Annotated in this window: 14 protein-coding genes; 12 read left to right on the forward strand and 2 right to left on the reverse strand. The window is 63.3% G+C overall.

The genetic code is table 11. The features are described 5' to 3' along the window. Positions 1–5 precede the first annotated feature (5 nt). Genes kdpC through EN869_RS32905 form a run of 3 tightly spaced genes read left to right on the forward strand, consistent with a single transcriptional unit; the run spans position 6 to position 4,034 of the window. On the forward strand, positions 6–569 hold the full coding sequence (gene kdpC, locus EN869_RS32895; RefSeq protein ID WP_127230710.1) for a potassium-transporting ATPase subunit KdpC: 564 nt from the start codon (positions 6–8) through the stop codon (positions 567–569). A gap of 55 nt (positions 570–624) precedes the next feature. Next, positions 625–3,345 carry a sensor histidine kinase KdpD gene (locus tag EN869_RS32900; RefSeq protein ID WP_127230711.1) on the forward strand — a complete coding sequence of 907 codons (2,721 nt, stop codon included), beginning with the start codon at positions 625–627 and terminating at the stop codon, positions 3,343–3,345. Beyond that, a complete protein-coding gene (locus EN869_RS32905) occupies positions 3,342–4,034 on the forward strand; it encodes a response regulator transcription factor (RefSeq protein ID WP_127230712.1) in 693 nt (230 codons plus the stop codon). Before EN869_RS32900 ends, EN869_RS32905 begins: the two co-directional genes overlap by 4 nt. An 84-nt stretch (positions 4,035–4,118) precedes the next feature. Here EN869_RS32905 and EN869_RS32910 read toward each other — a convergent pair whose 3' ends face one another. Together EN869_RS32910 and EN869_RS35360 are read right to left on the reverse strand one after the other, a co-directional pair. Continuing rightward, positions 4,119–4,484 (reverse strand): invasion associated locus B family protein, encoded by a 366-nt coding sequence (locus tag EN869_RS32910; RefSeq protein WP_245489378.1) that lies wholly within the window; start codon positions 4,482–4,484, stop codon positions 4,119–4,121. Beyond that, the gene (locus EN869_RS35360) at positions 4,427–4,699 is read right to left on the reverse strand and encodes a hypothetical protein (protein WP_245489357.1); all 273 of its coding nucleotides are present in this window, start codon (positions 4,697–4,699) and stop codon (positions 4,427–4,429) included. The genes EN869_RS32910 and EN869_RS35360 overlap by 58 nt, the downstream gene beginning before the upstream one ends. Before the next feature lie 116 nt (positions 4,700–4,815). Here EN869_RS35360 and EN869_RS32915 point away from each other — a divergent pair, with 116 nt between their 5' ends. From EN869_RS32915 to EN869_RS32955, 9 genes are all read left to right on the forward strand, one after another. Next, on the forward strand, positions 4,816–5,208 hold the full coding sequence (locus EN869_RS32915; RefSeq protein ID WP_245489358.1) for a hypothetical protein: 393 nt from the start codon (positions 4,816–4,818) through the stop codon (positions 5,206–5,208). A gap of 144 nt (positions 5,209–5,352) precedes the next feature. Then, positions 5,353–5,820 carry an NUDIX hydrolase gene (locus EN869_RS32920; protein WP_127230713.1) on the forward strand — a complete coding sequence of 156 codons (468 nt, stop codon included), beginning with the start codon at positions 5,353–5,355 and terminating at the stop codon, positions 5,818–5,820. 221 nt (positions 5,821–6,041) lie between these two features. Continuing rightward, complete coding sequence (locus EN869_RS32925) at positions 6,042–6,365, forward strand: metalloregulator ArsR/SmtB family transcription factor (protein ID WP_112096567.1); 324 nt, start codon at positions 6,042–6,044, stop codon at positions 6,363–6,365. After that, entirely contained in the window at positions 6,362–6,772 is a 411-nt protein-coding gene (locus tag EN869_RS32930; protein ID WP_127230714.1) for an SRPBCC domain-containing protein, read from the forward strand. The genes EN869_RS32925 and EN869_RS32930 overlap by 4 nt, the downstream gene beginning before the upstream one ends. 77 nt (positions 6,773–6,849) lie before the next feature. Continuing rightward, positions 6,850–7,248, forward strand: coding sequence for a VOC family protein (locus EN869_RS32935; RefSeq protein ID WP_127230715.1), 399 nt, complete (start codon positions 6,850–6,852; stop codon positions 7,246–7,248). Between the two features lie 30 nt (positions 7,249–7,278). Then, the gene (locus EN869_RS32940; protein ID WP_127230716.1) at positions 7,279–7,512 is read left to right on the forward strand and encodes a hypothetical protein; all 234 of its coding nucleotides are present in this window, start codon (positions 7,279–7,281) and stop codon (positions 7,510–7,512) included. Continuing rightward, positions 7,512–7,964: a DUF1801 domain-containing protein gene (locus tag EN869_RS32945; RefSeq protein WP_127230717.1), complete on the forward strand. Its 453-nt coding sequence runs from the start codon at positions 7,512–7,514 to the stop codon at positions 7,962–7,964. Before EN869_RS32940 ends, EN869_RS32945 begins: the two co-directional genes overlap by 1 nt. Positions 7,965–8,041: 77 nt before the next feature. Continuing rightward, entirely contained in the window at positions 8,042–8,440 is a 399-nt protein-coding gene (locus EN869_RS32950) for a DUF1801 domain-containing protein (protein ID WP_127230718.1), read from the forward strand. Between the two features lie 260 nt (positions 8,441–8,700). Next, entirely contained in the window at positions 8,701–9,969 is a 1,269-nt protein-coding gene (locus tag EN869_RS32955) for a PAS domain-containing protein (protein WP_135879483.1), read from the forward strand. Positions 9,970–10,004 lie beyond the last annotated feature (35 nt).

Below are 10,004 nucleotides of genomic sequence, written 5' to 3' on the forward strand. Positions count from 1 at the left end.
CCCCGATGCTCAAGCAACTTAGACCCGCTTTGGTCATGATCGTTTTCTTCACGGTGCTGACCGGCCTTATCTATCCGATCGGCATGACCGGCATCGCCCAGGCACTGTTTCCGAAACAGGCCAATGGCAGCCTGATCACCAGGGACGGCAGGGTCATCGGCTCCGAGCTGATCGGCCAGGCCTTTGCCGGCGACCGTTACTTCCACGGCCGGCCGTCGGCCGCCGGCAACGGTTACGACGCCAGCTCCTCCGGCGGCTCCAATCTCGGCCCGACCGATCCGAAGCTTATCGAGCGCATCAAGGGCGACGCAGAGAAGTTGAAGGCGGAGAACCCGAACGCACCGGTGCCGATGGGCCTGTTGACCACATCCGGCAGCGGCCTCGACCCCGACGTCAGCCCCGAGGACGCCTACTTCCAGGTGCTGCGGGTGGCCAAGGCTCGCAACGTCGACGAGGCCAAGGTGAAGTCGCTGGTCGACAGCCATGTCGAGGGTCGCGAGCTCGGCGTCCTTGGCGAGCCGGTGGTCAATGTGCTGGCGCTCAACCTGGCCCTCGACGACTTGAAATAATCCCACCGCGCGCCGGGGATCGACACGACCCCCGGCGCAATTATGATTGGATCTGATGCCCGAAGACCGCAGCAACGATTCCAGGCCCTCCCCCGACGCGCTGCTCGAGCATGCCGAGCGGGAAGGCCGCGGTCGTCTGCGCATCTTCCTCGGCGCCGCCCCCGGTGTCGGCAAGACATACGAGATGCTGATGGCGGGCCGCGCCCGCCGCGCCGACGGCATCGATGTCGTCATCGGCATCGTCGAGACGCACGGCCGCAAGGAAACCCAGGCCCTGGTCGACGGCTACGAGGTGATCCCGCGCCGTCTGGTCGACTATCGCGGCCAGACCTTGGACGAGATGGACATCGACGCCATCCTGAAACGGCGCCCCGCTCTGGTCCTGGTCGATGAGCTCGCCCACACCAACGCGCCGGGCAGCCGGCATCCCAAACGCTATCTCGACGTGCAGGAGATTCTCGCGCAGGGCATCGACGTCTACACCACGCTCAACATCCAGCATGTCGAGAGCCTGAACGATGTCGTCGCCCAGATCACGCGCGTCAGGGTGCGCGAGACCGTTCCCGATTCCATCATCGACGAGGCCGACGACATCGAGATCATCGACCTCACCCCTGACGACCTGATCAAACGGCTGCAGGACGGCAAGGTCTATTTCCCCAACACCGCCCAGCGCGCCATCGAGAACTATTTTTCGCCGGGCAATCTGACGGCGCTACGCGAGCTGGCGCTGCGCCGCACCGCCCAGCGCGTCGACGAGCAGCTGCTCAACCACATGCAGTCGCACGCCATTCCCGGTCCCTGGGCGGCGGGTGAGCGCGTGCTCGTCTGCGTCGACGCGCAGCCTGGCGGAGCCGCCCGCATCCGCTATGCGCGCCGGCTTGCCGACCGGCTGCGCGCGCCCTGGACGGCGCTTCACATCGACACGCCGCGTTTGGCCACCATGTCCGAGGAAGACAAGGACCGGCTGGCCAGGAACCTGCGCCTTGCCGAGCAGCTCGGCGCCGAGATCACCACCATTCCCGGCCAGAACGTGGCCCAGGACATCGTGCGCCACGCAACGACGAACAATTTTACCCATATCGTCATCGGCAGGCCGACCCGTTCGCGCTGGCGCGAGCTGATCGAGGGCTCGCTTACCTATGACCTGATCCGCAATGCCGGCGATATCAGCGTCCACGTTATTTCCGGTACCGAACGCGATGCCGACGCGCCACCGGTACGCGTGAAGGCCGCGCCCGAGCAGAAACCGTTCCAGATCTGGTCCTATCTGTTCTCCACGGCCTATGTGGCCGGCGCGCTGGCGGTCAGCGCGGTTCTCGATCAGTTCCTCGACGTGCGCAATCTCGCGATCGTGCTTCTGTTGTCCGTGCTGACGTCGGCCGTCACCTGCGGACTCTGGCCGGCGCTCTACGCCTGTTTCATCAGCGCTCTTGGCTTCAACTACTTCTTCCTCGAGCCGCGCTACACGCTGACAATCAGGGATCCGGAGAGCATCGTTGCCTTCATGGTCTTCCTCGTCGTCGCTGTCATCGCCAGCAATCTCACGGCGCGCGTGCAGCGCCAGGCCGTCGCTGCGCGCTCGCGGGCGCGCGCCACCGAGGACATCTATTCCTTCTCCAAGAAGCTCGCCGGCGCGGGCACGCTCGACGACGTGCTGTGGGCCACCGCCTTCCAGATCGCCTCGATGCTGAAAGTCCGCGTCGTGCTGCTTTTGCCGGAAAGCGGCACCATCACGGTCAAGGCGGGCTATCCGCCCGACGATACCTTGGCCGAGGCCGACATCGCGGCCGCGCGCTGGGCCTGGGAGCATAACCGCGCCGCCGGCCGCGGCGCCGACACTTTGCCCGGCGCAAAACGTCTCTATCTGCCCTTGCGCACCGGGCGGACCGCGATCGGCGTCGTCGGCCTCGATAATGACAAGCAGGGGCCGCTGCTGACGCCCGAGCAGCAGCGCCTGCTCGATGCCTTGGCCGACCAGGCCGCTGTCGCCATCGAGCGCGTCCAGCTCGTTGCCGATGTCGACCGCGCCAAGCTGGAGGCCGAAGCCGACCGGCTCCGCTCGGCGCTGCTTACCTCGATCTCGCATGATCTGAAGACGCCGCTTGCCGCGATCATGGGCGCGGCCGGCACGCTGAAGGAATTCGCGCCGGCGCTGCCGGAAAAGGATCGCGCCGAGCTTTTGTCGACGGTGGTCAGCGAATCGGAGCGGCTGAACCGCTTCATCGCCAACCTGCTCGACATGACCAGGATCGAGTCCGGCGCGATGGAGCCGAATTACGCGCTGCATTATGTCGGCGACATTGTCGGCTCGGCGCTGAACCGGGCACAGACGATCACCGTCGAGCACACGATAGAGACCGACATTCCGGCCGACCTGCCGATGCTGCGGCTCGATCCCGTGCTGTTCGAGCAGGCGCTGTTCAACCTCCTCGACAACGCCGCCAAATACGCCTCGCCCGGCTCGTCCATCCGGCTGCAGGCCTGGGTCGACAACGGCGCCGTCATCCTGCAGGTGATGGATGAGGGACCGGGCATTCCGCCCGATGACCTGGAACGGATATTCGACACCTTCTACCGCGTGCGCAAGCGCGACCAGGTGCGCGCCGGCACCGGCCTCGGCCTGTCGATCAGCCGCGGCTTCATCGAGGCGATGGGCGGCACGATCGCGGCGGCCAACCGCACCGACCGGGCCGGCGCGATCTTCACCATCCGCATGCCGGTGCCGGCTGACTTGCCTGCTCTCGGCGCACCCCTTACGGACGATGCGGCATGACCAACCAGACCGTCTCCATCCTGGTGGTCGACGACGAACCGCCGATCCGCAAATTGCTGCGTGTCGGCCTCGGCAGCCAGGGTTATGCGGTGTCCGAGGCGCCGAATGCCAAGGCAGCCATCGAACACATGCAGACCGAGCGGCCCGACCTGATCCTGCTCGATCTCGGCCTGCCCGGCATGACCGGCCTGGAGCTGCTCGGCAAGTGGCGAAGCGATGGCCTCGACATTCCGGTCGTCATCCTGTCCAGCCGCACCGACGAGGCCGGCATCGTTTCGGCGCTCGAGCTCGGCGCCGACGACTATGTGACAAAGCCCTTCGGCATGAACGAGCTCGTCGCCCGCATCCGCGTCGCCCTGCGCCATAAATTCCAGCAGCAGGGCGAGAAACCGGTATTCCAAACCGGCGATCTCTCGGTCGACCTGGTGAAGCGCATCGTCAAGGTCGAGGGCAAGGAAGTGAAGCTGTCGCCCAAGGAATACGACATCCTGCGCATGCTCGTGCAGTATGCCGGCAAGGTGCTGACCCATCAGTTCCTGATGAAGCAGATCTGGAACGATTCGACCGACGTGCAATATCTCAGGGTCTATGTCCGCCAATTGCGCCAGAAGATCGAGAAGACTCCCGACCAGCCGCGCTACATCATCACCGAGACGGGCGTGGGGTACCGGTTGCGAGAGGTCGAGTAGCTGAGGCAAGCCATGGTGGTTGGCCGAAGCATCTCAAGGTCGTCATCCCAGGGCGAAGCATTCAGCCGGCCGGTCCCTGGCGAACTAATTCGCCGAAAGATCCGCCGTCCGGGACAGCGCGCCTCCAAAGCCGTTGAGCGAGATGGTGAAGGAGATCGGCTGTGTCGTATCGGCCGCGATGGCGTCGATCTTCAGCGTGGTGCCGTTCTGCAGGAGCGGCGTGGTATCGGCATCGAACGCCACCGGAACCAGGCAACCGACCGCCTGACAGGTGTTGAACTGCAGCGTGCCGTCCAGCTTCTTGTCGTCGATCTCGAGCGAGATGCCGCTGGCCAAGGCAAGACCGAAGGGCAGCGCCAACGTGCCCGCGGCGTCCTGGCCGGTCTTGGTCGTCAGTTCGATCGCCAGCAGCCGCTGGCCGCTCTGCTTGTTGAACTGCTGATGCGACAGGCTGCAGACCTTGTTGGTGCCGGTGACCTGGCAGTTGACCGTCCAGTCGCCATGCTCTCCGACAGCGCCGAGGCGCCGCCCGGCAGTTGCGGCTTGGCCGCGTCGGCGGCGGGCGCTGCCACCTTGTCGCCCTTGTTCTGCGCGGCAAGTGCCGGCAGACCGACGATACCCGCGACAGCCAGCATCGTGATGGTCAACTTATACCTGATTTTCATTGAACCCTCTTTACCAACCGGCCATTCATGCGGACGGGGCGGAGCCGCGTGATAGAGCCGCCAACCGCCGCCGCCGTCAAGTGCAATGCTGGGACACGGGCCGGATTTTCTTTGGCATGACAATCGATCAACTGACCATGGCGCAGCCGGTCGGACGCCCTATATTAGGACGAGGCTCTGTTTTTCATGCGGACAAAGAAGCCATGTGGCAGCCCCGTTCATCGGCGTTTCTGATATCAATTGCCCTGGCGGCCACAGGCTTGCTGGGTCTGGCTTCCGGCGTATCGGCGCAGATCGTCATCCCGACGAACCGCAACGCATTGATGGAACAGAACCAGCTGCAGCAATTGCAGAACCAGCTGCAGCGGCAGCAATATCAGCAGCAGCAGCAACTGTACCGCGACCTCGATCGGCAAGCCGCGCCCAAACCTCGGCCCGATGTGCCCATCTACGGCCAGACGTGCCGGATGGAAGCAGTCGGCAACACAATTTCGCGGGTTTGCCGCTGACATTTTGTTTTTTTCAGTTTATTAGCCGACTTACTTGCCGATGCCGGATTGCAAGGGCGGTGGTTTTAGGGTTTGCAGGGAGACAGGGTTTTTGCCGCGCGGCGGTGGCGCATGGCGCGGATGCTGCTCTCACCGGAATTTGGGATGGCAACAACCAAGAAGAAGGCAGTTCGCAGGGCCAAGAAAGGGCAACGGATCCGCCAGGTAGCGGCCATTCCGTTTCGGTTGCGCAAAGACGGCGGCGTCGAAGTGCTGCTGGTCACCTCGCGCACCACGCGCCGCTTTATCGTGCCCAAGGGCTGGCCGATGAAGGGCAAGAGTGGGCGCAAGGCGGCAACGATCGAAGCCCAGGAAGAGGCGGGCGTCCTCGGCAAGGCGCTGAAGCAGCCTGCCGGCACCTATTCCTATTGGAAACGCATGACCAACGGCTTCATCCGCGTGGACGTAGCGGTCTATCTGCTCGAGGTCACCGAGGAGCTTGCCGACTGGCGGGAAGCCGCGAACCGGCAGCGCGCATGGCTGCCGGCGGCCGACGCCGCCTTGCTGATCGACGAACCGGAGCTTTCGACGCTGCTGAGGGACCTCGCCATTCCGGCGCCCGATCCGGCATAACCGTCCTGTTCAGTGTCGTCCGGAAAGGCCGTGGAGGCGCGCCGGCAGAGCCACGGCCTTTCCCTGAGCAGCAGCAGCTTGTTGCGGCCGCTCTCCAGCGACCGTTCCCATGCGGACGCACCTTGGCATTGCGGTTTCGAGCGGCTCTCATTTCGCTGCTTGACTCACATATATCCCGGCGGTTATACGTTAATCAATAGCCAATGGGTTATCGATCTGAGATGCCGGCCACGCACGATATGCTGTTCAGGACGCTTGCCGATCCGACACGGCGCGCCATTTTCGAACGTCTGTGCCGCCAGGGCGAGCAGACGGTCGGAGCCCTCACAGCCGAGGCCGGTGTCTCGCAGCCGGCGGTGTCCAAGCATCTCGGCGTGCTCAAGGAGGCTGGTCTGGTGCGCGACCGCCATGAAGGGCGCCAGACCCACTACAGCGCGCAGCTCAAGGCGCTCGCGCCGCTGATGGACTGGACGCGCGACATGGCGGGGTTTTGGGAAAGCCGGTTCGACGATCTCGAAGACCTGCTCAAAAGGATGGATCAATGAACGAAGTTTCGGCTGCAACGCGCTCCGTCATCGTCGAGCGCGAGATGGCTTTTCCACCGGAAAAGATCTGGCGCGCGCTCACCCAACCGCATCTCATCGAGGAGTGGCTGATGAAGAACAACTTCAAGCCGGTCGTGGACCATCGCTTCAATATGGGCGCGGAGTGGGGAGGCGTCGACTGCCAGGTGCGGACAGTCGAACCCAACCGGACCTTGTCCTACACCTGGGACACCAAGGACCTCGAGAGCGTGGTCACCTGGACGCTGACACCGACGAGCACGGGCACGCATCTGCGCATGGAGCAGGTCGGCTTCCGCGTCGACCAGGAGCCGTATTACCGCGGCGCCACGGTGGGCTGGAAGCGCAACATCACGGCCCTGGAGCAGTTGCTTTCGCGGATCGATTGAGGTCCGCAAAGCTTCAAAACACAGACACGATCCTGGCGGGGCGGCAAACCGCAGGCGTGAGCAATGGAGACATCAAAATGAAGATCAAGCTGACCAGCATCTATGTCGACGACCAGGAGAAGGCTCTCGGTTTCTACACCGACGTTCTGGGCTTCACCAAGAAGGCCGACTTCACCAATGGACCGTTTCGCTGGCTGACCGTTACTTCGCCCGACGATCCGGACGGCACCGAGCTGCAACTGGCGCTCAACGACAATCCGGCGGCAAAAACCTACCAGCAGGCCATCTTCAAGCAGGGCCAGCCGGCGTTGATGCTGTTCACTGACGACATCAATGCCGACCATGAGCGCATCAAGGCCAATGGCGGCAACTTCGCCATGGCGCCGACCGCGGTGACGGGCGCCACCATCGCGCAGCTCAACGACACCTGCGGCAACCTCATTCAGCTTTCGCAGCTGGCGCGCTGGCAAGGCTGACGTTTCAATCGTTCGACAGAGGAGGTAGCATTGGACTGGAGCAAGTGGATCAGGCAGCTTCATCGTTGGCTGTCGATTATCTTCACCATGACCGTCATCGCCAATTTTGCCGCCATGGCCATGGGACCGCCGCCCGCCTGGATCGTCTATTCGCCGTTGATCCCGCTTTTCCTGCTGCTGTTCAGTGGGCTCTATATGTTCGTGCTGCCCTATGCCGCCAAATCACGTGGCGGGTCGACGCGCCAACGCGTGGGATCAACCTGATGGCGAAAGCGAAATCGCCCAAGACTGCCGCCGCCGGATCCCCGGACGGAAAACCTGTCCTGCTTTCAGGCGGCAACCCGCAGATCGCCAAGGACCATGGTGATGCCCCCGTGCAGGCCTATATCGCTGCGATGCCGGGCTGGAAGAGCGAGGTCGGGCGGCGGCTCGACCAGCTCATCGTGAAGGCCGTTCCCAATGTGCGGAAAACTGTCAAATGGAACTCTCCCTTCTACGGCATGGAAGGCCAAGGTTGGTTCCTCGGCATCCACTGCTTCGCCAGATACATCAAGGTGGCGTTCTTCCGCGGCCTGTCGCTGGAGCCCGTGCCTCCCGTCGAATCAAAGAGCAAGGACACGCGCTATTTCCACATCCATGAGGACGGCCGGTTCGACGAGGAGCAATTCATCTCCTGGGTGAAACAGGCAAGCCGATTGCCCGGCGAACGAATGTAACCTCACAAAAGATCGAGCGCCCTCCCTGAAAGGGTCACGGTGGCAATCTCAAATTCAGCCTCTAAGGAGAACCGGACATGCAAGAAGGCGGCACACAGGACGGCAAGTCTGCGTCCGAGCTGATCGACGGCCGGATCGAGGAACTGGGCGACTGGCGTGGTGAGACGCTTGCCAGGCTTCGCGCACTCATCCGGCAAGCCGCGCCGGAAGCCGTCGAGACATGGAAATGGCGCGGCGTGCCGGTCTGGGAAGACGCCGGCATCATCTGCACCGGCGAGACCTACAAGGCCGTCGTCAAATTGACCTTCGCCAGGGGCGCGGCGCTACCCGATCCGGCGAAGCTCTTCAACTCCAGCCTCGAAGGCAACACCAGGCGCGCCATCGATTTCAAGCAAGGCGACAAGATCGACGAAGGCGCGCTTAAGGCGCTCGTTCGCGAAGCCGTGGCTCTCAACAAATCCAAGGCCAAGCGCTGAGCGGCGGCAATTGCCGGGCACTTCAGCGGATACTAATGCGCTTAAATATCGCCATCACGTAGGGTTAGCGCCCGGCAGCAGCGATCCAATAACTCGTGAAACAAATACTGGACAAATTTATCGGCTGTTAAGCCAGGCGCTTTATCTGAATTGATGTCGCCAGTAACCGGACGACATGTGGGGAACAACATCGTCTCAACCGACGGATGAACCAGTCGGACAGACACCGACGGGGTCGCGGCAGGCTCCGAGGGAATGAGATGGAACTCTCATCGGCGGGTGCCAATCCGCGACTGATCGGGCTGGTCTGGCCCTTCGTCGCGGTCGTCCTGATCCAGGCAATGGTCGCGACGCTCAGCCTTCACACATTGTCGGCCGTGCGCGCCTATGTCGGTGGCGAAAGCCAATGGTCGAAGGGGCAGAAGCACGCCATCTATTTCCTGAACCTCTATGCCGATACCGGCCGGGACGAGTATTTCGGCGAATATCGCCAGGCCATCGCCGTGCCGCTCGCCGATCGTGCCGCGCGGCTGGCGCTCGAACAGGCGGAGCCTGACGCAAGCGCGGCGCGGCTAGGCTTCCTTGGCGGCGGAAATCATGCCGAAGATGTCGACGGCATGATCTGGCTGTTCCAGAATTTCCGCCGGGTGAGCTATCTCGACATTGCCATCCGCCACTGGGCCGCGGCCGACGAGATGATCCTCGCCATAGAGCGACTTGGCGACGATATGCATCGCAGGCTTGAAAGGGGGCCGGCATCCGCGGCTGAGATCGGTCTTTGGAAGGCGCAAATCCACGGCCTCGACCACCGGATCGGACCGCTCGCCAAGGCCTTTTCCGACAGCCTCGGCGAGGGATCGCGCTTCATCAAGATGGCTCTGACGGCGGCCAATCTCGCCACCGCCGCCCTGCTCATCCTGCTCGCCGTCTGGCGCACACGTAAGCTGATCCAACAGCGCCAGGCGTTTCAGCACGCGCTCAACGCCGAACGCGAGCGGGCTCAGGTCACGTTGGCCTCGATCGGCCAGGCCGTCATCAGCACCGATGCCGAGGGACGGCTGGATTACATGAATGCCGCCGCGGAGAGGCTGCTTGCCAGCTCGCTGGCCACCGCCAGGGGCAAAGCCGTCCCCTCCTTGTTCCGGCTCGTCGACAAGGACAGCGGCGTCGAGGAGACCGATCTGATCCCGCGCCTGCTGGCGGGCGAGCCGCGCCGCTCCAATGTGCGCCCGCAGCTTCTCGAGCGTCCCGACAACTCGGTCGTGCCCGTGGCGCTGAATGGCGCGCCGCTGATCGTTTCCGGCAATATCCTCGGTTGCGTCCTGGCCCTGCACGACATGACGCGCGAACAGGACTATATCGACCGCCTGTCTTGGCAGGCATCGCATGATGCGCTGACCGGGCTCGTCAACCGCCGCGACTTCGAGAACCGGCTGGCTAGCTGTGAGCTTTCGGGAGGTTGTCCATTCGGACCGGACCGAGGAGACTGGAGTTACCACGCTTCAGCATCCATCGGAGGATCCGAATGAACATCCATAAGAATGCCCGTCTCACACCGCTGCGT

This window comes from Mesorhizobium sp. M2D.F.Ca.ET.226.01.1.1, assembly GCF_004022705.2.
In the GTDB taxonomy this organism is placed as follows: domain Bacteria; phylum Pseudomonadota; class Alphaproteobacteria; order Rhizobiales; family Rhizobiaceae; genus Mesorhizobium.

What these genes read in the sequence shown, in the direction of transcription:
- EN869_RS32905 (WP_127230712.1), top strand. Translation starts at nt 3,342, where the DNA reads ATGACCAACCAGACCGTCTCCATCCTGGTGGTCGACGACGAACCGCCG.
- EN869_RS35360 (WP_245489357.1), bottom strand. Translation starts at nt 4,699, where the DNA reads ATGAAAATCAGGTATAAGTTGACCATCACGATGCTGGCTGTCGCGGGT.
- EN869_RS32900 (WP_127230711.1), top strand. Translation starts at nt 625, where the DNA reads ATGCCCGAAGACCGCAGCAACGATTCCAGGCCCTCCCCCGACGCGCTG.
- EN869_RS32930 (WP_127230714.1), top strand. Translation starts at nt 6,362, where the DNA reads ATGAACGAAGTTTCGGCTGCAACGCGCTCCGTCATCGTCGAGCGCGAG.
- EN869_RS32915 (WP_245489358.1), top strand. Translation starts at nt 4,816, where the DNA reads ATGACAATCGATCAACTGACCATGGCGCAGCCGGTCGGACGCCCTATA.
- kdpC (WP_127230710.1), top strand. Translation starts at nt 6, where the DNA reads ATGCTCAAGCAACTTAGACCCGCTTTGGTCATGATCGTTTTCTTCACG.
- EN869_RS32920 (WP_127230713.1), top strand. Translation starts at nt 5,353, where the DNA reads ATGGCAACAACCAAGAAGAAGGCAGTTCGCAGGGCCAAGAAAGGGCAA.
- EN869_RS32935 (WP_127230715.1), top strand. Translation starts at nt 6,850, where the DNA reads ATGAAGATCAAGCTGACCAGCATCTATGTCGACGACCAGGAGAAGGCT.
- EN869_RS32945 (WP_127230717.1), top strand. Translation starts at nt 7,512, where the DNA reads ATGGCGAAAGCGAAATCGCCCAAGACTGCCGCCGCCGGATCCCCGGAC.
- EN869_RS32925 (WP_112096567.1), top strand. Translation starts at nt 6,042, where the DNA reads ATGCCGGCCACGCACGATATGCTGTTCAGGACGCTTGCCGATCCGACA.
- EN869_RS32955 (WP_135879483.1), top strand. Translation starts at nt 8,701, where the DNA reads ATGGAACTCTCATCGGCGGGTGCCAATCCGCGACTGATCGGGCTGGTC.
- EN869_RS32950 (WP_127230718.1), top strand. Translation starts at nt 8,042, where the DNA reads ATGCAAGAAGGCGGCACACAGGACGGCAAGTCTGCGTCCGAGCTGATC.